The organism is Cupriavidus oxalaticus, assembly GCF_004768545.1.
In the GTDB taxonomy this organism is placed as follows: Bacteria; Pseudomonadota; Gammaproteobacteria; order Burkholderiales; family Burkholderiaceae; genus Cupriavidus; species Cupriavidus oxalaticus_A.
The window spans coordinates 1,734,607-1,756,112 of the sequence record NZ_CP038635.1 but is presented as its reverse complement, the minus strand read 5'-3'; the positions used below and the strand labels follow the sequence as shown (position 1 = coordinate 1,756,112).

Here is a 21,506-nt window from a genome sequence, read left to right as displayed (position 1 = left end):
CATTCCACCGTCAAGCCACCGTCAAGCAACCGATGCAAACATCGCTGACCTCACTGACCGCGGTCGAACTGCGCCGCCTGATCGGTACCAGGGAAATCTCGCCGGTCGAACTGCTCGAAGCGTGCATCGCGCGCATCGAGGCCTACAACCCTCTGATCAACGCCATCACCGCCACCTGCTTCGAGCGCGCCCGCCAGGAAGCGCGCAACGCCGAACAGGCGGTGCTGCGCAAAGAACCGCTCGGCCTGCTGCATGGGCTGCCGCTCGGGGTCAAGGACCTGGAGGCGACGCAGGGGCTGCTGACCACCTATGGCTCGCCGCTGTTCCGCAACCATGTCCCGGCCGAGGACAACGTGCTGGTGGCGCGCCTGCGTGCGGCCGGCGCCATCGTGGTGGGCAAGACCAACATCCCGGAGATGGGCGCCGGCGCGAATTCGCGCAACGCGGTCTGGGGCGCGACCGGCAATCCGTTCAACCCGAACCTCAATGCCGGCGGATCGTCGGGCGGCTCAGCGGCGGCGCTGGCTGCGGACCTGCTGCCGGTCTGCACCGGCTCCGACACCGGCGGCTCGCTGCGCATTCCCGCGGCCAAGTGCGGCGTGGTCGGATTCCGCCCTTCGCCCGGCATCGTACCCAACTCACGCAAGCTGCTGGGCTGGACGCCGATCTCGGTGGTAGGACCGATGGGACGCACCGTCGCCGACACCTGCCTGCAGCTGGCGGCCTCCGCCGGGGTGTCGGTGACCGATCCGCTGAGCTACGCGGTGGACGCCGATGCATACCTGTCGCCGCCACCGGTCGACCTGTCGACGTTGCGTGTGGGCTGGACTGAAGACTTCGGCAGCTGCGCGGTCGATGACGGCATCCGTCGCGTGTTCCGCACGAAGATCGCGGCGATGCGCCACCTGTTCGCGCGCTGCGATGAAGTCAGTTTCGACCTTGGCGATGTGCACCGCTGCTTCGACGTGCTGCGTGCCGAGAGCTTCGTCGCCGGCCTGCACGACGCTTACCAGCGCGACCCCGCGGCGCTCGGGCCTAACACCCGCGCCAACTATGAAATGGGCGCAAAGATGTCGCTGGCCGACAGTGCGTGGGCGCAGGCCGAGCAGAACCGCATCCTGCAGCGCTTCCAGCGGGCCTACCAGGAATACGACCTGATCCTGTCGCCGACCACACCCGTGTCGCCGTTCGCCTGGACTAACCTGTATGCCGACACCATCAACGGCGAGAAGCAGGTGAACTATTACCGTTGGCTGGCGCTGACCTATGTCGTGACCCTGACCACGCACCCGGCAATCGCGCTGCCCTGCGGCACCGACGACGCCGGCATGCCGTTCGGCCTGCAGGTCACCGGCCGCTTCCACGGCGACCTGCAAACGTTGTCGGCAGCGCGGGCCATGGAAGCGGCGTTCGCGACGTCGCCCGCGTTGCGCCGTCCGGTGCCGGATCTGGCATCGCTGAAACCCGCCCAGCCGGCGCTGCGCTCGATTGTCACGGCGCCGCCGTCGGCTGGAGCCGCGAAGCAAGGCGGCGGCGTCTCTGCGGTTTGAGCCAGGCGAACGATATGGAGCAAAGCCGGCCTGTCTTATTGGCAGGCCCGGGGCGCCACTATCGAATCCGCTTCAGTTCATCGATGCGCAGGTGATAGCTGCGTAGCAGGCAAGCCTTATCGCTACACTTGTTGCGAGAATTACGCAGCCATGCGCGTTGATCCTCCCGTAAGCGCCTCTTGTCAGCCGATGCTTTCAGCTTCCGGTCATAGATTCCTGCCAAGGTCTTATCGACCCGGGTAAGTTCTGTATCCCCGCAAATAAGTTGCGCTTGAACGGATATGAGCTTGCTGCAATCAAGGCTGTGCATCAGCGCAGCCTTCGTATCGTATCGAGCTTCGAGCAGGCCAGGCCTGCACAGACCTTCCAATGACTTGCAAGCGACGTCGCGCCCGACCCATGCCATGTCTCTCGCACCATAATGCCTGACGAAGCGATTGATGGCTGCGTGGCTGACTCCCCTTTGCATTGCGTTTGCCGCGATGATTTCGTTGCAAAGCGAGTCCGCGGCGTAGCTGTGGCCACCGCCGCGCCGGTAGCAACTGTGAAAGCCGAGCAGCCCGGTGCCAACGACACTTCGGCGCTCGCCTGAAGCGAACAGGATCGAGGCACAAGCGGACGCGCACCTGGCGTTGTCTGGAACTGTTGTATAGACGCCAACCTTATCCATTGCGTCGACAACCCGGAAAGCGGCCTCGACATTTCCGCCCGGACTATTCAGAACAAGGATGACAAGTCCCTCCTTATCGCGGTCGGCCATACGGGCGACCGCCTGGAACTTCCTTGCATCACCGTCCTGAATGGTTCCCTCCCCGATCACCATTCTCAGATTGATTTGCGGCTGGTGGTAGATCTTGAAGTCCATGCCCAGCACCACGCCGGGAAACATGAGCACAGTGAAACCAAACCATAACAGCGCCTGTTGTCTCAGGCTTCGCGGCGCCGCGCATCTGGCTGCGGGGTGCTCAGTGCTGCGCATGCATGTCTCCTCAGGATGTAAGGAGCATAGCTTCGAACCTGCGCATGGAGGATACGGCGTCTGCGGGGATCACCATTGGCCGGACAGGCGCCGTCGAGGCAGTGAAGCTCGAACGGCGCCAACGGGTCGATAGTCCGCCCGGCGTGGCGAAGACCTTGCAATCAGAATGCGGTTGGGGACAGATCCAGGCCGCCACTCGAATCGATGGAAATGCGATAGCGGACCGTCGAAGCCGGAGTGAGCCTTACCTCCCTCTCCTTCAAGCCACCGAGACACATTGCCGAAGTCTGGGCGCCAAGAATGATCGGCCCCGGTTTGGCGTAGAACCGGGCGACCTCACCGGATTTGAGTCGGCCCACTTCCTTCCCGTCAACCGAGAGGACGGCATCGCACGCGCTGCCGTAGAACCCCTCATCGCGGGTCACGACCAGCGTGGCAAACTCGCCGGGTGGCGGCGTTTGCAATCCGCTAAGTCTTTCTGAAGGTGCTGGCGCTGCCTTACTCGCCGGTATGGGCGTGGTCGAGCATGCGGAAACCAGCATGGTCACCACGCAGGCAGAAAGGATGGTTCTTTGGATTAACACGTGGCCCTCCGGAATGTTTCAGCGCGAGTGCAGGAACAAGGCGATGATTGCGAGGCGGCTCAGAATTTGTGCCGGACTCCCAAGGCAATGCCAAACATGTTGCTCTGCCCGTTGCCCAGGACATAGCTGTTACCCAGCGACAGACTGTTGGCAAAGACGGTCGCCAGTGAATCGAGCATCAGCCCGGCGTTCTTGGCATAGGCAGTGGTCACGTAGACATCGGTACGCTTGGACAACGAGTAGTCGGCCACGAAGGAGACCTGCCACGGATTGGCCACGCTCGTGTTGCCGTAAAGGTTCTTGAGATCGTCGTAGTTGTACTCGAGCGTGAGCGCGAGCGCCGGCGTGACCTGGTAGTTGGCGCCGATCCAGTAGAAGTCATCGCGCTGGATCAGGGCATCGGCCGCATTCCTGTTCTGGCCCCAACGGTAGCCGCCCATGATCTTGGCCGGGCCTAAGGCATAGCTGGCGCCTACCACCGCCTTCTTGACGGTGCCGGTGCCGGTGCCGATGGTGGGATTCCACTGGTCATAGCCGGCTGTCGCTGCGAACGGGCCGAACGTGTAAGCCAGCGCCCCGCCATAGGCGGTGTCGCGTCGGAACTGCCCCGGGACTTCCCCATTGCCGCCGATCGGAATGGGAAATCCTACCGAGGCGGGCAAGGCGACCCCGACGCCGAAGGACCAATGCGCCAGCGCCGTCAGTCCCCCGAACTTGCCGGAGTACTTGACGGTGTTGTCCGCGCGGTAGTTGGGGCCGGACTGCATGACGACCGGCTCATACTGCGTGGCATAGGCGGTCGGAGAGAAGTTGGCCAGGGCCTCGAACATCGAGGTGTATTGCCGGCCAAGGCTGATCTGGCCGAAACGGTTGCTTTGGACGCCGACGTACGCCTGGCGGCCGAACAGACGGCCGCTTTGCTGCGACAAGCCGTTGTCGATGCCGAAGCCGCTTTCCAGCACAAAAATGGCCTTGATACCGCCACCCAGGTCCTCGTTGCCACGCAGGCCCCAGCGGGAGCCGGAAAGCCCTCCCGAAGTCAGTCGGTAAGCATCGTTGCCCGGTCCCGGATTAAATCCGTTGGCGGCTGTCGGCACGACGCCCGCGTGGTTGACGTATTCCACGTTGGCGTCGATCACGCCGTACAGCGTGACGCTTGACTGCGCAAGGGTTGCCAGCGGCCATCCCAGCAGTGACGCCAGGGCTATTCTTTTCAGTGCCATGCCCGCTCTCCTCTCGTTCTTTTCTCTTGGTGGTTCAACCACGGCTTCGTTCGTTGCATGGCTGACCTTGCAGCATGTCTGCCAGGCAATCTGTTCGAGCATAGGAGCGCAGTTCGTTCTCCGCCAACATCCGATGACTGGTTACGCTCGAAACGGAAAAACAGTGTCGGCCGATTGCAACAGTCGCGAGCAAAGCGCTCTCCGTGCGGAGCGCCTAGAATGCTGGTGAGCCAAGGCTCACCGGAGTTTGATCAGAAGTCGTTTTGGTGTCTTAAATCCAAACACATAACGTATCGAGGAGAGCGACATGTCCGTATGCAAATTTCCCGCATTTGGTTTCGCAGTCCTGATGGCACTGACTTCGATAGGAGCGGCCGCCCAGCCGGCCTCGGGATCCCAACCGGCGGCGGCGCCATCCGAAGTTCCGGCAGCGCCTCCGACTACGGCCCAGGCCAAGGCCTTGATTGCCGAGCGCTTCAAGGCGGCCGATGCCAACCATAATGGCAAGCTGACTCGTGACGAAGCTCAGGCGGGTATGCCAAAGGTCTACGAAAACTTCGACAAGATCGACGTAAAAAAACAGGGTTATGTCACTGAGCGCCAGATCGGTGCCTACTGGATGAAAAAAACCAAGGACCAGATGCAGAAGGAAGATCCGATCTGGAACTGAAAGCGCTACAGCTTCTTTTTAGGCGCATAGGATGACGGAGCGGGAGAATTCGGGCCGTATCTCCCGCCCACAGTGGTCCCGCATGACCGGATCGATACTAAGATAAAAAGCGCATCGGACCCGCAAGGCAACCGCAACCGCTGAGGGAGACCGCAATGGCGAGATCGCTCATCCGAATCGCAGTGACTGCTGCGACACTTATGACGTTGTCCCTGGCCACCGGCTCCCGCGCCGATGAAGTGCCGCTGATCACCGGCAAGCAGTGGACGGATTCCTCCGAACAGACAAAAAAGGCCTACCTCGTAGGCATTGCCAACCTGGTGCAGGTGGATATCGCTTATCACGAGGGCAAGCCGCCGCCTGACTCCGCGAGCATTGTTCCGCGCTTTGCGAAAGGGCTCAGAGGCCATTCGCTCGACTCAGTGCGCCAGGGCCTGGATCGCTGGTACGCGGCACATCCCGACCAGTTGCAGCGGCCGGTCATTGAAACGATCTGGTTCGAAATGGTTGTTCCCGGCCTGCAGGGCAAGAAGTAAGGTGACACCATGAAAAGACTCAATCTGATTGGCGTTGCATTGGTCGTTGCCGGCGCTGCCGGATGCACGAATATGACACCGCAGCAGCAAGGCACCGTGAGCGGTGCTGCCCTCGGCGCCGCGGCCGGTGCAGGCATCGCGGCCATCGCGGGAGGAAGCGGCTGGACTGGCGCGGCGATCGGCGCCGTGGCCGGCGGCGTAGCGGGCAACATCAAAGGAGGCAAGCAGCAGCAGTGATAGTGCCCTGCCGCCTGCTGCATAACTGCTGACACGCCCGGTTCACGAAACGCAAGGTACAGCGCGAGGGAATTCGCCAGCCAGAACAACGCCTTCGCGCGCTGCCGTCGAACCATTACTGCCTCAAGCTCGTGGAAGCGAAATGACCTCAGCCGCCCCCGGCTGTTGTTGTCCGCGGTTGTCCGCGCTGGTCATGCCGCTCCTTTCTGTCTCCATTATGCGAATGGCACTTGGCATGCCGTCGATCCAATGCTTGGCGCGCTCCTGGCGTGCCTGGCACTAGTTCGATAAACCGATCGCAACTGGTAAGCGGCGATCCGCCGGCCGTGCCAACGTCTCCCGCCGACGCCTGACCGCCCGCGTGGTATCGCGTGCTGTGCCCCCGCTGCCTGCAGCGCACGACGTGGAGCCGAAGCGCCAGTTGCCGCGATGGATGGGCAATCTTTCAGGTCACCCCTTGACCTGCTTTCTCCCAGCCTTTATAAATTAACCATCCATATGGATGGTATACGGATGGTGCTCGGATGGTTCGCTAGCTTTTGTGCCGCAAATGACACATATTCCGGCGCCTATAGGCAACAACAAACCCGATGAACAAACCAAAGCCCGGTGACACGGAAAAAATCACGATCAATCTCGGCCCGGTGGACCTGGGGCAGATCGACCTGCTGGTCGAAGAAGGCTTTTATTCGAATCGCACTGACCTGATCCGGACCGCCATTCGCAACCAATTGGCGACGCACGCTCAGGCCATACAGGAAACGGTGACGCGCCGGGCCCTTGTCCTCGGGCTCCAGCATTTCACCCGCCGCGACCTGGAGGCGGCGCGCGCGGCCAACGAGAAGCTCGACATCCATGTCCTTGGCCTGGCGAGCATTGCCTCGGATGTCAGTCCGGAACTGGCGCTGGCAACGATTGAGTCGGTCGTGGTGCTCGGCGCCTTTCATGCCCCCGCGGCAGTCAAGGCCGCGCTCGCCGGGCGAATACGGTAGTACTGCGCGGTAGCACCGCGGCAATGTCGCCGCCCTGGCTCGCCAGGTTTGCCTGGAAACAAGTATGAAAATGAATGACGCCTTCCTCGCTTCGATGCGAGAAGCCATGCACTTGCTGCAGACGGCGGGTCCGCTTGAGGCCACCGAGGCTATCCAGCGTGCACTGCGCGAGCAAGCGTCGATGGGCGCGGCGGTCGCTCCGGCCTCCCCCTCCGCTCCCATGCCCGCACAGGTGGTCGAACGCCTGCTCACCGATGCCCGCGCGCAGGCCCGCCCGGCCGATGTCGCCGGCAGCGCCGCCAACGCAGCGCCCCCGGCATCTGCGCGCGGCACCCACTCGCTACGCCCCGACGGCAAACAAGCGTCCCCGCAGGATGTCAGCCATTTCAGCCAGCGCACGTTCGTGAACCGGGCGGGATCCCGCGCGTACAAGCTTTATGTTCCCGCTGGCCGTCGTGTCGAGCCGATGCCGCTGGTCGTGATGCTGCACGGTTGCACGCAGGATGCCGACGATTTCGCGGCCGGCACCCAGATGAACGCCCTTGCCGACATGCTCGGCTTTGTGGTGCTGTATCCGATCCAGGCCGCCGGGGACAATCCGTCGAAATGCTGGAACTGGTTCCGGCCCGGCGACCAGCAGGCCGGCAAGGGAGAGCCGTCGATCATTGCTGGCATGGCGCGCGAGGTGATCGCCAGCCACGGCATCGACGCAAGGCGCGTCTACGTTGCCGGCCTGTCCGCCGGCGGCGCGATGGCCGCGGTGCTGATCCAGCGCTATCCGGAATTGTTTGCAGCGGCCGGCGTGCATTCCGGCCTGCCCGCCGGGTCCGCGCACGACTTGCCTTCGGCGCTGGGCGCGATGAAGGGTGGCAAAGGGCTCGGCCGGTCCAGGTCAGGCGCGGTGCCGCCCGCCTCCACCGGGCGGCCCATCATTGTGTTCCACGGCGATGCGGACCATACGGTGCATCCGTCCAACGGCGACCGTCTTGTTGCGCCGTTCAAGAGCGATCACGCGCGCCAGCTGACGGAACGCAGGAACGTCGCCGGGGGCCATGACTACACGCGGCACAGAATCACCACGCCCGCTGGCGTCAATGTTGAATACTGGATCATCCATGGCGCCGGGCACGCCTGGGCGGGCGGAAGCCCCCAGGGCAGCTATACCGATCCGAAGGGTCCGGATGCCAGTGCGGAAATGCTGCGGTTCTTTCTCGCAAATCCGCTGCCGGGCTGAGCCGGCGCAGTCCCGCGCAAGCCTGAGCGAATCACGGTTGCAACACCAAGAACAGCGGGGCCAGTCGCTCGTGTAGCTTTACTGCGCGGGGCATGGACGGCTGAGCCGCTGTCAACGAGCTGCCGGCATAAGCGGTACGGAACCTGCTTGGTCAGGGACGACATCGAGGAGCATGAACAATGACATATTGCCTGCATGCGCGAGGCCTTTGCCGCGCGCGGAGGTCCTGACATGGCCGGTTCGAGCTTGCTGGTACTGATCGACGACATCGCAACCATCCTTGACGATGTCGCCGCGATGAGCAAAGTGGCGGCGAAAAAGACCGCAGGGGTGCTGGGCGACGACCTGGCGCTCAATGCGCAGCAGGTCAGCGGCGTCAAGGCGGATCGGGAATTGCCGGTGGTCTGGGCCGTCGCGCTGGGGTCGCTTCGCAACAAAGTGATCCTGGTCCCCGCGGCGCTGGCCATCAGCACCTGGTTGCCGTGGGCCGTCGTGCCGCTGCTGATGGTGGGCGGCGCGTTTCTTTGCTATGAAGGCTTTGAAAAACTGGCACACCGGTTCTTGCATAGCGATGCGGAGGACGCGGCACATCACGCCCGTGAAGTTCATGTCATGTCGAATCCCGCGGTCGACGTGGTGGCATTCGAGAAAGAGAAAATCAAGGGTGCGATCCGCACGGACTTCATACTTTCGGCCGAAATCATCGTCATTTCGCTAGGCACCGTCGCCGACGCACCTTTCGGCCAGCGGCTGGCGGTGTTGTGCGCGATCGCGGCCATCATGACGGTCGGCGTCTATGGCCTGGTGGCCGGCATCGTGAAGCTCGATGACGCGGGCCTGTACCTGAGCCGGCGCCCGTCGGCCGGCTTCCGCTGGCTGGGCCGAGGTTTGCTGCGGCTTGCACCCTGGCTGATGAAAGCCTTGTCGCTGGCCGGAACGGCGGCGATGTTCCTGGTGGGCGGCGGCATCCTGATGCACGGCATCCCGGCGATGCACCACGTGCTGGACGCGGCGGCACAGGTGGCGGCAGGCGTGCCGGCGATCGGCGGTGTCCTGTCGGTGCTGGCCCCGTTGGTGCTGGACGGCGTTGCCGGCATCGTCGCCGGTGCGCTGGTGCTGGCGGCGGTGACCGTGGTGAAGGCCGGGATGCGAGCATTGCGCCCGTCGGGACGCTAGGCGGGTACGGCGGATACTTCTGGCCACTGCCCCCGGCGCATCTCTTCAGGCCGCCCGTCGTCGGTGCCGGCACACTGGCGTCCCGAAACGGCTAACGTTCGCCTAGACGCGCTGGACGCTGACCCCGCCGGCAAGCACGCCGAACATGCGCTTGAATGTGCGCGTAGAAATGGTCACAAGGTCTACACTGTGGTCAACTATGGCCCGGCCCCCGCATCAATCTTGCTCGCGCAAGAGCATCGCCACATTACGCTCCGCGAGCGCAGCGATGGTGCGCGAAGGGTTCAGGCCGAGCGGGCGCGGGACGATCGCACCGTCCATGACATAGAGTCCCTTGTAGCCAAAGACCCGGCCCGCTGCATCGACGACACCGTCCGCGGCGGAGGTACCCATATTGCAGCCGCCCAGCGGGTGCGGTGTGATCAGGTTATGCCACCGCCGCCAGGTGAGCGGCACCCAGGGGTCTCCGCCGGTCGCTTCCGAGAGCCGCTTATGCGCTGCAATCATGGCCTCGATGACGGCCACCGATGACTGATAGGACCAGTCGAGACGCAGCACCCGGCGCCACGGCGCGTACCACCTGCGGCCCAGCCTCAGCTGGCCATCGCCAGGGTCCACGCCTTGCCCGAACCAGGGCATCATCCGCTCGACCGGATCGCCGTCGTCAAACAGTCCGCCGACGTCCCTCCACACCGCGCGCAGCTTGCGGGAACGGGTTCGCTTCATATGGCGTCGGATAAAATTGCGTGCGAGGTTCGGGACGCCGCCATCCTCGACGAAGAGCGCCTGTCCGTTCGGGCCGCTGTGGTCCAGCAGGTCGATCGCGGCGGAGATGGTTACGCCATGAGCAGGAGAAATCTTCCTGTTGCCATAGAAGGCTGGCGTCACGAAGTCGCCATTGTGGGCCCAGCCATATCCCAACCGCGGTGAAAGCCCGGGCAGCGTGCGATGTTCATCCCGGCAGCGCAACAGTAGTTCGGTGCTGCCGATGGAACCGGCGGCCAGTATTACCCTGGCGGCCGTGACTTCGCCAGGGCTCGTCGTCTGTCCTTCCGGGTCGATTTTCCTGAAGCGCACCCGCCAGCCCTGCTGCAGCGGCTCCAGCCTGTCGATCAGGTGCAAGGGACGAATCTCGGCACCGTTGTCTTCAGCCACTGCCAGGTAATTCAGGTCCAGCGTATTCCTGGCAGATACCTGGCACCCGACGTCGCAGTTGCCGCAATGCACGCAAGTGCCCTGCCACCTGCCGTGCTGGTTCAGGAATTTCACCGAATGCCGGTCATCGCGGGCGTCTTGCCGTGTGGGGTCCCAATGCTCGGAAAACGTCACGGCCAGCGGCAGCTTGCGAAAGCGCCCGCCCCATCCGCATGCTTGCGCCCCCTCGCGCAGCAGCCTGGTTCGCTCGCTCTCCTGCATGTCCGGAACTTCGCTCACGGCGAGCATGCGTCCTACCTCCGCATAGTGGGCCTGCAGGCCGGCATAGGTCACCTCTTTCGGCCAGCCGTGCTCGAACGCTTCCGGCCTGGCTTCCACCGAGACGTTGGCGTAGATCAGCGAGCCGCCACCGACTCCGGCCCCGGCGATGACCCATACGTCGGAGAATGTCCGGATATCAGCCCAGCCATTGAAGCGGTGCGCGCGTTCCTGGTTCCACAACCAGGCATCATTTTCGTCGCGCGGGAAAGTCGCCGGGCTCCAGCGCCTTCCGCGCTCCAGCACCAGAACCTTGCGGCCGGCCTGCGCCAGCCTGCAGGCCGAGACCGCGCCACCGAAGCCGCTGCCGATGACGACGACATCGTAGGCAAGCGTATTGCTCATCATGACGCCCCCTGTCGTTGGGATGCTTACCGCTGGATGATGATTGCCTTCTCCTCAATCATCCGCACCGCTTCCGTCGGCGATACCTGGCCGTCAGCCGGCACGAAGCGGGGACCGGTTGCGCCGGGCTGGGCGCGTACGCGCCAGCTGCCGCGGACCTTCGTCATCTGGCGGACGCCCTCGCCCAGCTTCCAGTCTCTGCACACCTTCTCCAGCTTGAGCGGGTAGATCGTCAATTGCCCATGCTCGAACCGCATCCGCAGGAAGCACTTGTAGTCGGCGATGCGCTGCGATGAGAACACCTCCTCGGGATGCAGGCGCCACAGCGCGTTGCCCATCACCATCCACACGCCAAACAGCAGGCCGCCGAGGACACCGCCCAGCAGCATGGCCTCGACGAGGAACAGCAGGATCGGCGTCGCATTGTGCGCGCCAAAGCCATGGACGTTGAAACGCGTGATGAGCCATAGCACGGCGACAGCCAGCGCCAGGTGCAGCAGGCCGTGGCAGGCGCCGACAACCCAGGCCAGCCCGACGCCGCGCCTGACATCCCGGGTCGACAGCGCACCACAACAAAAGACAATGCCCGCGGCGAACACCACTGACGCCGGACTGTGCGCCATGATCCGGAACAGTTCGTGATACACCTCGCACATATTCCCGAATGTCACTTCGAGGTCGGCCAGCCCCTGGATGAAGTTGCGATGCTCGCGCCCGGGCACTGGTACCAGGCTCGCGCTTTGGACGATCCAGTCGAACAGCAGGTACAGGATCGCCACCAGCGCACAGAACGAGAGATTGCGCGCAGGAAGTTGCCACGCGCGATTGCGCAATTGCCGGGACGTCGCCTTTTCCGGATATGCGGACTTCAGCTCGTAGTGCTGCCTGGCCGGACCCACGACGATAGGCCGCGGCGGATCCGGCAGCAGATGCGTGCCGTGAAGAAACGCGCCGCCGCCTCCACAGGTGATCCGATGCGGCCCCGCCGTGCCTGCTCGCGGCACGTAGTGCGCGTAATGGTGCGAGTTGCCGGCCAGCACCAGTGCGAGCCGGTCGCCCAGCACGCCCTCGATCTCGCTCAGGCTTCTAAAGCGCGGCGTCTTGGTTTCGATCGACGGCACGGCGCGCTTTTCCCCGCGGCGCACGCGGTCCATCTCGTCAACCCAGCTCGCCTCGGGCGCGCACAATACCACGCGGTCGCCGGGCTGCAGCTGCGTGTACAACTTCTGGAAATACTCGCGCTGCGGCCGGTCGATTTCGGACTCCAGTTGCAGGTCCAGGCCCCAGATCCACCAGCCGCCGGGCAACTGCAAGGCGTAATAGCCGGTGCGCTGGCGTGTCTCCCAGCCGCCCACGGGCTTGCCACTGCAGAACAGGCGGGCGAAGCCACGCAGGCCGTCGTACCAGTCGTGATTGCCAGGCGTGGCAATCATCCACGGCGCATCCGGCAACTTGACCGGCTGGTCGCTGTATGCGGGGCGCGTGGCCTCGACCGGCGCCGGGAACGCAGCACGAAAGGGATCGACGAAGCGGCTCCGATAGCCGTCATGGGCAGGCGTCGGATACACCTGGTCGCCACCCAGCAACAGCACCTTTGAGCGCGGCAGCGTCACGCCCTGGTCGCGCAGCGTCACCGCGTGGCTGACGCACAATGCCATGGAGTAGGTCGAGTCCCAGCCGTCGCCCGTGTCTGCCATATAGTCGACCCAGACACCGCCCTGTTCGTCAGCCGGTACCGGCAGCGGCGGATTCGGATTCAGCGTGGAGAGCGCGGCCTGCACCATGCGCTGGTCCGCAAAGGCGCCGACAGCCATCGCCACGGCAACGCGCATGGCGGTGAACGGAAGCTGCAGCGGGCTCAGCCAGTTCACCATGGTTCGTTGCGTGTAGAGCTCCACGCGCCCGGTCGCCGCGGCCCCCGAATCCTTCATTGCCTTCCCCCTGAGACTTCAAAGCTCGCCTGATGGCCGGGGCGCGCGCGTCGGTGCCCTCACCCCGTCAGCATCCCCACCGCTTCCGCAATCGCCCGCCTGATCCGCGTATACGTGCCGCACCGGCAGATCACGCAGCTCATCTGGTCGACAATCTCCGTCTCCTTCGGATTCCGCGTGCGCTTGAGCAGCGCGCTCGCCGCCATCAGTTGCGCGCTCTGGCAGTAGCCACACTGCACGACCTCGTGCTTCTGCCAGGCCGCCCGCAGGGCATTCGGCTCGGGGCCGTCAAGTCCTTCGATGGTGACGATCTTCTTGCCCTCCATCTCGCTCACCTGGTGCTGGCACGACAACAGCATCTTGCCGTCGACATGCACCGCGCAGGCGCCGCACACGCCCACGCCGCACCCGAACTTGGTGCCCGTCAGCTTGAGCTCGCAGCGAAGCACCCACAACAGCGGCGTGCATCCGTCGGCGTGGATTTCGACGTTTTTACCGTTGACACTGAGCTGACGGTCTGACATCGCAGGCTCCGGAAGGCGGCAGGGTCTTCAGCAGCGGCAGGTCGCGCAAGCGCTCGCCGGTGGCATTGAACAAGGCGTTCGCCACCGCCGGCGCGATCGGCGGCGTGGTGGACTCGCCCACGCCCTGTGGCGTTGCCGTCGATGGCATCACGTGTACCTGGATCTCGGGGCAGTCCCGCAGGCGCATGGCAGGAAAGGCGGTGTAGTAGTCCTCCTTGACCTTGCCTTGCTCCAGCGTGATCTTCTGCCACAGCGCCGCCGACAGCCCGAACACAATGCCGCCCTCGACCTGCTGCTCGATCAGGGTCGGGTTGACCGGCATGCCGCAATCGATGGCGCAAAAAACGCGCTCCACGCGCACCTGCCCCGCGTTGTCCACCGACACCTCGGCGACCTGCGCCACCACGCTGCCGAACGATTCGTGCAACGCCACCCCGCGCCCCACCTTTGCCACGCCAGGCTTCTTGCGCAAAGGCTGGCCCCAGCCAGACATCTTTCCTGCCTGCTCCAGCACCGCGCGCTGCCGATCATCCTTGAGCAGGCTCATGCGGTAGTCGAGCGGGTCCTTGCTGACCGCCACCGCCAGCTCGTCGACAAAACTCTCCATAAAGAAGGCGTGGTGCGAGTGTCCCACCGAGCGCCAGTAGCCCACCGGGATGGGGAGATCCACGGTCCGGTGCCCCACCCACACCTCCGGCCAGTCATAGGCCTGGTCGAAAGCGCCCTCCACGGTGGACTTGTCCAGCCGTGACACGAAGATATCGGGCAGGCCGAAGTTGCGTTTCGCGGTGCTCTCCAGCACTGACTGGCTGGCCGACATATTGCGCACGGCGATGACCTTGCGGTCCCCGTCGAGCCAGGCCTCGAAGCGCGACACGCTGGCCGGACGGTAGAAGTCATGCCGCATGTCCTCGGGGCGCGACCAGATCGTCTGCACCGGCACGCCCTTGCGCTTCGCCGCGATGGCGGCCGCCTGGCAGATGAAATCGACTTCGAGCCGGCGCCCGAATGCGCCCCCGATGGATTGCTCGTGCAGTTCTACCTTGTCCGTGTCCAGACCCAGTGTCCTTGCCACGCAGCGGCGGGCCAGCCCGGGCATCTGCGTAGCGGCCCACACGATGGCGTGGTCCTCCTGTACCAGGACCGTGCAGTTGACCGGCTCCAGCGCGGCATGAGCGAGATAGGGCGCCGAGTACACGACCTGGATGGCGGGCTTGCCCTGCTTCATGGCGCGCCCGTCGCCATGCTCGTACCAGACGCGCGGGTTGGAGCTATCGAGCGCCTTCACCAGCGTGTCGCGGATGCCGGCGCTTGACAGGTTCCCCGCCTCGCCCGCGTCCCACTTGCACTGGACCTTTTCCACCGCCTCCATGGCGATCCACGCATCGCTGGCAATCACTGCCACGCCGCCGCTGCCGCCGGGGAACGGCGGCAGCTCGACGAGATCGAGCACCCCGGGCAGCTTTTTCACGTCATCGGGCGGGGATCCCTGCAGCTTGCCGCCCAGCGTCGGACACATCTGCACGCTGGCGTAGACCATCTTGTCCGCCACCACGTCGATGCCGAAGCGCGCGGTGCCGTTGATCTTGGCAGCGGCATCAAGGCGTGCCGTGCGGGTGCCGATGAGCCTGTAGCTGCCTGGCTCCTTCAACTCGACCTTTCGTGGCACATCCTCACGCGCGGCTGCCGCGGCCAGCTCACCGAACGTGGCACTGCGTCCCGACGGATGCACCACCTTGCCGGCCTGCGCGCGGCACTCTTCGACCTTGACGTTCCACTGCTTCGCCGCTGCCGCGCACAGCATCATGCGGGCGGCGGCGCCGGCCTCGCGCATCGGATTCCACAGGTCCCGGATGCTGGTCGAGCCGCCGGTGAACATCATGCCCACCTCGCGCACGCCCTTGCGCGTAAACCATGCCGCGGCGCGCCTGGGCCAGCCATTGTTGTCGGGGCGGAACGGCAGGTTGGCGACCACGCCCTCGATGTTGTTGTACAGGTTGTCGATGGGCGACGGCCCGACGCGGATCTGCGACCAGTCTGCCTCCATCTCCTCGGCCAGCAGCATCGCCGCGCCGGTATGCACGCCCTGCCCCATCTCGGCCTTGTTCATCACCACCGTGACGGTGTTGTCGGACGCCACCTTGACCCAGCCGTTCAGCGCGAACTGCCCGTCGCGCACCGCCAGCGGCTCGCCACCCACCACGCGCTGGCGCGGCGGCAGCAAGGCCCATCCGATCACCAGCGCACCGGCAGCGCCTGCCCCCCCGAGCAGGAAAGCTCTGCGCGTCAACATGGCAAGACTGGCGGATCGATCATCATCGGTAAGCCCCCCGTACCGCCGATGGCATGGCCTATATTAGGTCGGGAAGTGCTTCAGTGCGAATACGAACACGTGGGTGGCGCTAGCGCGCAACACCTGCCCTTCTGTCCGGTGGCGCCGCCGCGGGGCCGGCACCGGGTCTGGTCCGATGTGATATGTCGCGCGACTTTGTTGTATCAAATCACTTCCGAGTGAATGAGAATGCACGCAATGGCTTCTTTGGCTCTGAGACTTAGCTCACTTGGGGGATGGCGCCATGAATCCCTTTCGTGCATAGTCCTCCGTTTTCGGGGTACTTGCTCACGGAGAGTCGCGAAGGGGCGGCTATGGTTGTGGCGAGGTGCCATGACGTGAGAAGCGAGAATGATAAGAAATGCCAGACTCCGTGCTGCGAATGCAGAGGACCTGGAGGCAGTTGGACAAGTGCTGGCAGCGTGTGGACTGCCGCTTCCAGAGCCGAGGGATGCGACTCCGCTTTACCATGTCGCAATCGTCGAGGACAGTATTGTCGGCTGCGCCTGTGGCGAGCAGCGCTCTCAAACCATCGTCGTTCACACGGTTGCAGTGTTGCCCGGCTATCGCGGGCACCGACTCGCCACCCATCTCGTGAGCGTGCTCCTGACGAGAGCGCGGGCCAATGGCTGTACGAAGGCCACCGTTTTAACCAACGAGAATCCAGGCTTCTTCGCTCGATACGGCTTCTCGCTGACCCCTACCGACACCGTTGTTCGGGAGATGCAGTTGTCAATGGATTTTCTCCGTCGATTCGGCGCCCGCTCGCACTATATGTGCCGACAACTTTAGGCTCTGTTGCGCGGCCGCCTGCCGGCTGCGGCTTGCGCCGAGGTGATAATGCAGATATGCCCGACATTGCCGTCATGGCCAGCAGCGGGCGCCATTCCAGTTCGGCGCCAAATCCTGCGGTCGAGGTAATCGTGCGGTCCCGGCAGCCAAGCCGAAGTGTCATCAAGTCATCAATGCCGCAAACCCCTGCAGCAGGCGCTCGATGTCGTGTGCGTGAATATCTCCCATCGTGGAGATCCGGAACAGTTCATCCGACAGCTGCCCTTGCCCTGCATAGATCACGAAGCCGAGCGCTTTCAGGCCGTCGTGCAGCTGCGTGTACGACAAGCTTGCCGGCAAACGGTAGGCGCGCAGGACGACGGAGGACTGGTCCGCCGGCAACGCACTCGCGATGCCGCGCAATGCAAGTCCCGCGCGCACTTGCTCGGCCAGGGCCGCATAGCGCGCGTGCCTGGCGTGCTGGCCGCCGCTGTCGTCGAGTTCGCGCAGCGCTTCCACGAGCGCGTAGTAGGCGTGCACGGACGGCGTGAAAGGGGTGTTGCGCTGATCCTGCAGGCGTGCCAGCCGGCCAAGATCCAGGTAGTAGGTCCGGCTTGCCGCCTGGGCCAGCGCGTCACGCCGCGCGATCACGAAGGCGGCCCCCGGCACGCCGTGCAGGCACTTGTTGGCAGTGGCGGCCACGGCGGCAATGCTGCCGCTGAAGTCGATGGTCTCGGCCCCGAAGCTGCTGACGGCGTCGACCAGCAGGTGAGCGCCGCGCTGGCGGCAAACGGCGTCGAGCGCGTGCAGGTCGTTCAAGCGCCCGGTGGTCGTTTCATGGTGGATCACCGCCACATGGCCGATGGTCCGGTCCGCGTCGAGCATGGCGGCTAGCCGGTCAAGGTCGGGCGCCTGCATCCAGTCATGCTTGATCACCTCGTGGTCGATGTGGTATTGACTCGCAATCTGCGTAATGCGCTCGCCGTACACGCCGTTTTCGACAATGAGCAGCTTGCCGCGCGCGGGCACCAGCGCGGCAATCATGCTTTCTACTGCTGCCGTGCCTGACCCGGTCATCAAGATCGCGGCCCACTCGGTGGGGTCCAGCCGGTAGACGCCGAGCAGCCGCGTGCGCGCCTCGTCCTGCAAATCGAAGAATTCGCTTTCGCGATGGCACAGGTCGGGCTGCAGCAGGCTGCGGCGGACGCGCTCGGACAAGGTCACCGGGCCGGGGTTGAGCAATAGCATCAGTTCTCTCCGTGATCAGCGCCGATGTGGCGCGCGAGGCGGGACTTCACTTCCGCGGGGGTGATGGTGGGCCGGGGCAGGCCGTCCGGCGTGCCGGCGCGTATCACCAGCCGCACGAAGCGCGATCCGGGAGCGGCGCCCGGCTCGCCCGGCACAGCCGCCGCGAGCACCTCGTCAAGCAGTTCGAGGCAGTCGCCTTCGGCCGCCGAGGCATAGCCGCAAGCCGCCGCCACGCCGGCGAATGACACATTGGGCGACACCGTGGCCTGTGCGCCGGTCGAGTCGTGTGCGCCGTTGTCGAGCAGCACGTGCGTGAGGTTCGACGGACCGTACGCGCCCAGCGTGGCGAAGTTTCCCATGCGCATCAGGGCAGCGCCGTCGCCATCGATGGCGACCACATGCAGGTCCGGGCGCACCAGCGCGAGGCCAAGCGCCAACGGCGCCACGCAACCCATCGAGCCCACCATATAGAGCTGGTTTGGCCGGTCATCGAGCGCATACAATTCGCGGCCGCAGAAACCGGTCGATGCCAGCACCACCGTCGCAGCGGCCGGCGTATGTGCAATCACGCGCTGCAAGGCCTCGCGCCGCGAAGGCAGCGCATCCGGCGCCCCTCCCCGCCATTGCGTGCGCACCGCGCATCGCGCACGCGGCGCGGATCGATCCTGCGGCTTAAGCGCATAGGGCGCGACAATGCCCTTTTGCATGACCAAAGCGTAAGGGCGTCCGGTCGCGTCCATATGCGCCAGCGCGCGATCGAGCGCCGGGCCGATGGCGGCCGCGTCAGTCGGGAACAGCTCCCACGGTATCTCCATGGTGTCGAGCATCGCAGGCGTGACCGGGCCCATCAACGCGTGCTGCGGCTCGTCCGCGGTGCCCGGTTGCCCTCGCCACGTCACGATCAGCAATTGCGGCAGGCGGAACGTCCAGGTCAGCGAAGTGAGCGGGCTTACCGCATTGCCAAGGCCGGAGTTCTGCATCATCGTGATGCCGCGCTGGCCCCCTCTGGCCCCGAGCGTCACGCCCGCGATCAGCGCTACCGCGTCACCCTCGTTCGCCGACGAGACGTAGTGCAACGAAGGATCCTGCAGCACGCAATTGATAAACGGGGTGAGATACGAGCACGGTACCCCCGCATACCAGGAGAAGCCACGCGCCAGCGCCGCCTCGATAAACTGAGCCGCTTCGATCATCGGCGTTTCTCGGTGCCGGGTGTGCCGGGTGTGCCGGGTGCGCCCTGGGCAAACGGCAGCCGGGCATGCGCGAACTCGCCCGCGCGCTGGTAGTCCTCCAGGTCGTTCACGCTGCGCCAGTGGCCATGCACATACTTCACGTCGATCTCCTCGCCAGCCCCGATCAGGGCGTTGAGCAGGTCAGGCATGTCCAGCGTGTCGAAGTCCGCCCGCGCACGCAGGCCGGCAAGTGCCTGCTGCAGGGCCTCACGCCCGGCGCCGCGCACGCACAGCAGGCCGATCCAGCGTCCCTGCGGCGCCTGCCCGCCGGTGACGGCCGCTTCCTTCCCCTGGTTCGAAACATGCCGCAGCAGGACCTTCTGGCCGAACAGGGCGCGGTCGTCGGGCGCGGAGCAGTAGGCGAAATCGCGTACGCTCTGGTTCGACGGTTGCGTCTGCGACGAGTCGACCACCACGCTGAAGCGAGACTCGCTCTCGAACAGGTCGCGCAGGAAGTAGCTGCGAAAGAGCAGATCACCGTAGGCGATCACGGTATCCGTATGCAGGCCGTCGGCCGCGCACGCCAGCGACGCCAGTTCGCCGGTACTCGCGTAGCGCTCGTTGCGCACGAGCTTGATACCCGTGCTCTGGATCGCATCGGCGCGATAGCCGCCGACCACGGTGATGTCGTGGATGCCCTGCATCTTGAAGGCGTCCACCAGCCAGCGCAGCAGCGGCTTGCCCGCGACCGGCAGCATGACCTTGGGGCGCTCGGCGGTCAGGGCGTCAAGCCCTTCGCCGCGGCTCGCCGCCAGCACAACCGCCGCGCCGGGCGCCTCGGCGCCAGACAGGTACAGCCGTTCGGCGGCGGCATACTCGTCGGCATCCTGCAGGCGGAAGATCTCGCTCATCGGCGCGATGCGGTCCTCCACATGAACCAGCGTCTGGGTGTCATGGATCTCCCTGGCCACCGCCTGCATCGACGATGCCGCCGCGCGGATCAGATGGTTGGCCCAGATCACGAGGCTGATGCCGGCCTGGCGGAATACGTCGGTGGGAGTGCTGTAGTACTTGGTCGGCACGATCACCAGCGGAGCGCGGCCGGCCCACTCGCGTGCGAACTCGAGGATCTCGTCCGGCCGCGACAGCTTGCTGTGGATGAGGATCGCGTCGGCACCGGCCTGCCGATAGGCTTCGGCCCGGCGCAAGGCCTCGTCCATGCCCCAGCCCGCGATCAGTGCTTCTACGCGCGCGACAATCGAGAAATCGGCATCCGTCTGCGTATCCTTGCCGGCCTTGATCTTGCCGCAGAATTCGTCGATCGTGGCCAGCGGCTGGCGTTCGCCGTCGATAAAGCTGTTGGTCTTGGGGAACTGCTTGTCCTCGATGCACAAACCCGCGATGCCGCGCTGTTCGAGCTTCCTCACCAGGCGCCGCACATTGTTGAAGTTGCCGTAGCCGGTATCGCCGTCGACCAGGATCGGCAAGCCGCTGGAGTCTGCCATGAATTCGAGCGTGTCGACCACCTGTGTCCAGCTTGCCTCGTTGTTGTCGCGCACGCCGAATTGCGCCGAGATCGCCAGGCCGGAGGCCCAGATAGCCTTGAAGCCTGCTTCGCGCACAATCCGGGCCGAGAGCCCGTTGTGGGCTTCCATCATGAATTCAAGTTCGCTGCCCACCAGCAACTGGCGCAGCGCGGCGCTGCGCGACGCAGCGGGCAAAGCCGGATCACGTGCGTTCATGGCGTGACTCCCGAGGCAACTCCCGAGGTAACACCGCGTCGGAGTTGCGGCAACACTTCATCGCGGGCGCGCACGACGTCGCCCGGGAAGTCGATCTCGAGCCAGGGCGCACCGGTGACGTCTGCGATCTCGAATGCATGGCCGCCCTCCAGCAGCAGGTCGCGCACGGCTTCCTCGTGCGGCATCTTCTCCTGATTGCGCTCGACATACCCCGCGACGATCTGCGCCAGGCGGCGTGCGGTCTGCTCGCTGAAGCGGAAGAACCCGACCGACTCGCCAATCGTGTCATATGCCAGGCCCACCGCCACCTGCTTGCGCAGCTCGACTGGAACGCCGTCCCGCAGGCAAAGCTTGACTGGCTCGTCGCCGGTTTCGAAGTCGCGGTCGATCAGCAGGCGGTTGGCGCTGTCGCCGGCAACCAGCGCGGCGAGAATGCGCTCGTCGTAGAGCACGTCGGCGTCCATCAGCAGTACGTCGCCGCCGCGCGTGAGCGCGTCGGCGACGGTGTGCACGGTCAGGACGCTGCCGAGTTCGTAGCGCGGGTTCAGAACGATTTCGGGATGGGGCGAACGTCCGAGCCGGTCGAGTTCGGCCTTGACCTGTTCCGGCTGGAAACCGAGGGCAAGCACGACCTCCGTGACGCCCGCCGCGTCCAGCATGCGTAGATGCCGTTCCAGCAGGGTGATGCCATCGAAGCGCAACAGGCACTTCGGGAATTGTGCTTCGGGCGGTTGCTGCAAACGCAGGCCAAGGCCTGCGGCAAGAATAATCGCTCGCATATTTTTCT

19 protein-coding genes are annotated in these 21,506 nt (G+C 64.7%); 8 read left to right on the top strand and 11 right to left on the bottom strand.

The features are described from left to right. Window positions 1–32 precede the first annotated feature (32 nt). On the top strand, window positions 33–1,550 hold the full coding sequence (locus E0W60_RS18905; protein ID WP_135705231.1) for an amidase: 1,518 nt from the start codon (window positions 33–35) through the stop codon (window positions 1,548–1,550). Between the two features lie 58 nt (window positions 1,551–1,608). Here the strand turns inward: E0W60_RS18905 and E0W60_RS18900 are convergent, their stop codons facing one another. The 3 genes from E0W60_RS18900 to E0W60_RS18890 form a co-directional block, all read right to left on the bottom strand. Then, window positions 1,609–2,529 carry a lysozyme inhibitor LprI family protein gene (locus E0W60_RS18900; protein ID WP_240745970.1) on the bottom strand — a complete coding sequence of 307 codons (921 nt, stop codon included), beginning with the start codon at window positions 2,527–2,529 and terminating at the stop codon, window positions 1,609–1,611. A gap of 161 nt (window positions 2,530–2,690) precedes the next feature. After that, window positions 2,691–2,993 (bottom strand): hypothetical protein, encoded by a 303-nt coding sequence (locus tag E0W60_RS18895; RefSeq protein ID WP_135705230.1) that lies wholly within the window; start codon window positions 2,991–2,993, stop codon window positions 2,691–2,693. Window positions 2,994–3,172: 179 nt separating this feature from the next. Beyond that, window positions 3,173–4,336 carry a porin gene (locus E0W60_RS18890; RefSeq protein ID WP_133097318.1) on the bottom strand — a complete coding sequence of 388 codons (1,164 nt, stop codon included), beginning with the start codon at window positions 4,334–4,336 and terminating at the stop codon, window positions 3,173–3,175. A 307-nt stretch (window positions 4,337–4,643) separates the two neighbouring features. Here E0W60_RS18890 and E0W60_RS18880 point away from each other — a divergent pair, with 307 nt between their 5' ends. The 6 genes from E0W60_RS18880 (at window position 4,644) to E0W60_RS18855 (ending at window position 9,181) form a co-directional block, all read left to right on the top strand. Further along, window positions 4,644–5,006 (top strand): EF-hand domain-containing protein, encoded by a 363-nt coding sequence (locus E0W60_RS18880; protein WP_135705229.1) that lies wholly within the window; start codon window positions 4,644–4,646, stop codon window positions 5,004–5,006. A gap of 155 nt (window positions 5,007–5,161) precedes the next feature. Beyond that, window positions 5,162–5,542, top strand: coding sequence for a hypothetical protein (locus E0W60_RS18875; RefSeq protein WP_195432312.1), 381 nt, complete (start codon window positions 5,162–5,164; stop codon window positions 5,540–5,542). A 9-nt stretch (window positions 5,543–5,551) separates the two neighbouring features. Beyond that, window positions 5,552–5,779 carry a YMGG-like glycine zipper-containing protein gene (locus E0W60_RS18870; RefSeq protein ID WP_133097290.1) on the top strand — a complete coding sequence of 76 codons (228 nt, stop codon included), beginning with the start codon at window positions 5,552–5,554 and terminating at the stop codon, window positions 5,777–5,779. A gap of 590 nt (window positions 5,780–6,369) precedes the next feature. Then, window positions 6,370–6,771, top strand: a complete 402-nt coding sequence (locus E0W60_RS18865) for a CopG family transcriptional regulator (protein WP_133097291.1) — start codon at window positions 6,370–6,372, stop codon at window positions 6,769–6,771. A 64-nt stretch (window positions 6,772–6,835) separates the two neighbouring features. Further along, window positions 6,836–8,005: an extracellular catalytic domain type 1 short-chain-length polyhydroxyalkanoate depolymerase gene (locus E0W60_RS18860; RefSeq protein ID WP_135705228.1), complete on the top strand. Its 1,170-nt coding sequence runs from the start codon at window positions 6,836–6,838 to the stop codon at window positions 8,003–8,005. Between the two features lie 231 nt (window positions 8,006–8,236). After that, the gene (locus E0W60_RS18855) at window positions 8,237–9,181 is read left to right on the top strand and encodes a DUF808 domain-containing protein (protein ID WP_135705227.1); all 945 of its coding nucleotides are present in this window, start codon (window positions 8,237–8,239) and stop codon (window positions 9,179–9,181) included. Between the two features lie 216 nt (window positions 9,182–9,397). On the opposite strand, the gene E0W60_RS18850 is transcribed toward E0W60_RS18855, so the two are convergent. Genes E0W60_RS18850 through E0W60_RS18835 form a run of 4 tightly spaced genes read right to left on the bottom strand, consistent with a single transcriptional unit; the run spans window position 9,398 to window position 15,747 of the window. Next, window positions 9,398–11,002: a GMC oxidoreductase gene (locus E0W60_RS18850; RefSeq protein WP_135705226.1), complete on the bottom strand. Its 1,605-nt coding sequence runs from the start codon at window positions 11,000–11,002 to the stop codon at window positions 9,398–9,400. A 23-nt stretch (window positions 11,003–11,025) separates the two neighbouring features. Next, window positions 11,026–12,930 (bottom strand): preprotein translocase subunit YajC, encoded by a 1,905-nt coding sequence (locus tag E0W60_RS18845; RefSeq protein WP_240745969.1) that lies wholly within the window; start codon window positions 12,928–12,930, stop codon window positions 11,026–11,028. 59 nt (window positions 12,931–12,989) lie between these two features. Further along, on the bottom strand, window positions 12,990–13,454 hold the full coding sequence (locus E0W60_RS18840) for a (2Fe-2S)-binding protein (RefSeq protein WP_135705225.1): 465 nt from the start codon (window positions 13,452–13,454) through the stop codon (window positions 12,990–12,992). Next, window positions 13,423–15,747, bottom strand: coding sequence for a xanthine dehydrogenase family protein molybdopterin-binding subunit (locus E0W60_RS18835; protein ID WP_135705224.1), 2,325 nt, complete (start codon window positions 15,745–15,747; stop codon window positions 13,423–13,425). The genes E0W60_RS18840 and E0W60_RS18835 overlap by 32 nt, the downstream gene beginning before the upstream one ends. A 390-nt stretch (window positions 15,748–16,137) precedes the next feature. On the opposite strand from E0W60_RS18835, the gene E0W60_RS18830 reads away from it, so the two are divergent. Next, window positions 16,138–16,578, top strand: a complete 441-nt coding sequence (locus tag E0W60_RS18830) for a GNAT family N-acetyltransferase (RefSeq protein ID WP_133097299.1) — start codon at window positions 16,138–16,140, stop codon at window positions 16,576–16,578. 162 nt (window positions 16,579–16,740) lie between these two features. On the opposite strand, the gene E0W60_RS18825 is transcribed toward E0W60_RS18830, so the two are convergent. Genes E0W60_RS18825 through E0W60_RS18810 form a run of 4 tightly spaced genes read right to left on the bottom strand, consistent with a single transcriptional unit; the run spans window position 16,741 to window position 21,498 of the window. After that, entirely contained in the window at window positions 16,741–17,805 is a 1,065-nt protein-coding gene (locus E0W60_RS18825; protein ID WP_135705223.1) for a 2-aminoethylphosphonate aminotransferase, read from the bottom strand. Beyond that, a complete protein-coding gene (gene aepY, locus E0W60_RS18820; protein WP_135705222.1) occupies window positions 17,805–18,998 on the bottom strand; it encodes a phosphonopyruvate decarboxylase in 1,194 nt (397 codons plus the stop codon). The genes E0W60_RS18825 and aepY overlap by 1 nt, the downstream gene beginning before the upstream one ends. After that, on the bottom strand, window positions 18,995–20,719 hold the full coding sequence (aepX, locus tag E0W60_RS18815) for a phosphoenolpyruvate mutase (protein WP_135705221.1): 1,725 nt from the start codon (window positions 20,717–20,719) through the stop codon (window positions 18,995–18,997). The genes aepY and aepX overlap by 4 nt, the downstream gene beginning before the upstream one ends. Further along, entirely contained in the window at window positions 20,716–21,498 is a 783-nt protein-coding gene (locus E0W60_RS18810) for an NTP transferase domain-containing protein (protein WP_135705220.1), read from the bottom strand. Before E0W60_RS18810 ends, aepX begins: the two co-directional genes overlap by 4 nt. Between the last annotated feature and the right edge of the window lie 8 nt (window positions 21,499–21,506).

Coding starts and splice junctions, on each gene's coding strand:
- E0W60_RS18905 (WP_135705231.1), top strand. CDS start 33: ATGCAAACATCGCTGACCTCACTGACCGCGGTCGAACTGCGCCGCCTG.
- E0W60_RS18900 (WP_240745970.1), bottom strand. CDS start 2,529: ATGCGCAGCACTGAGCACCCCGCAGCCAGATGCGCGGCGCCGCGAAGC.
- E0W60_RS18890 (WP_133097318.1), bottom strand. CDS start 4,336: ATGGCACTGAAAAGAATAGCCCTGGCGTCACTGCTGGGATGGCCGCTG.
- E0W60_RS18880 (WP_135705229.1), top strand. CDS start 4,644: ATGTCCGTATGCAAATTTCCCGCATTTGGTTTCGCAGTCCTGATGGCA.
- E0W60_RS18875 (WP_195432312.1), top strand. CDS start 5,162: ATGGCGAGATCGCTCATCCGAATCGCAGTGACTGCTGCGACACTTATG.
- E0W60_RS18870 (WP_133097290.1), top strand. CDS start 5,552: ATGAAAAGACTCAATCTGATTGGCGTTGCATTGGTCGTTGCCGGCGCT.
- E0W60_RS18865 (WP_133097291.1), top strand. CDS start 6,370: ATGAACAAACCAAAGCCCGGTGACACGGAAAAAATCACGATCAATCTC.
- E0W60_RS18860 (WP_135705228.1), top strand. CDS start 6,836: ATGAAAATGAATGACGCCTTCCTCGCTTCGATGCGAGAAGCCATGCAC.
- E0W60_RS18855 (WP_135705227.1), top strand. CDS start 8,237: ATGGCCGGTTCGAGCTTGCTGGTACTGATCGACGACATCGCAACCATC.
- E0W60_RS18850 (WP_135705226.1), bottom strand. CDS start 11,002: ATGATGAGCAATACGCTTGCCTACGATGTCGTCGTCATCGGCAGCGGC.
- E0W60_RS18845 (WP_240745969.1), bottom strand. CDS start 12,930: ATGAAGGATTCGGGGGCCGCGGCGACCGGGCGCGTGGAGCTCTACACG.
- E0W60_RS18840 (WP_135705225.1), bottom strand. CDS start 13,454: ATGTCAGACCGTCAGCTCAGTGTCAACGGTAAAAACGTCGAAATCCAC.
- E0W60_RS18835 (WP_135705224.1), bottom strand. CDS start 15,747: ATGTTGACGCGCAGAGCTTTCCTGCTCGGGGGGGCAGGCGCTGCCGGT.
- E0W60_RS18830 (WP_133097299.1), top strand. CDS start 16,138: ATGATAAGAAATGCCAGACTCCGTGCTGCGAATGCAGAGGACCTGGAG.
- E0W60_RS18825 (WP_135705223.1), bottom strand. CDS start 17,805: ATGCTATTGCTCAACCCCGGCCCGGTGACCTTGTCCGAGCGCGTCCGC.
- aepY (WP_135705222.1), bottom strand. CDS start 18,998: ATGATCGAAGCGGCTCAGTTTATCGAGGCGGCGCTGGCGCGTGGCTTC.
- aepX (WP_135705221.1), bottom strand. CDS start 20,719: ATGAACGCACGTGATCCGGCTTTGCCCGCTGCGTCGCGCAGCGCCGCG.
- E0W60_RS18810 (WP_135705220.1), bottom strand. CDS start 21,498: ATGCGAGCGATTATTCTTGCCGCAGGCCTTGGCCTGCGTTTGCAGCAA.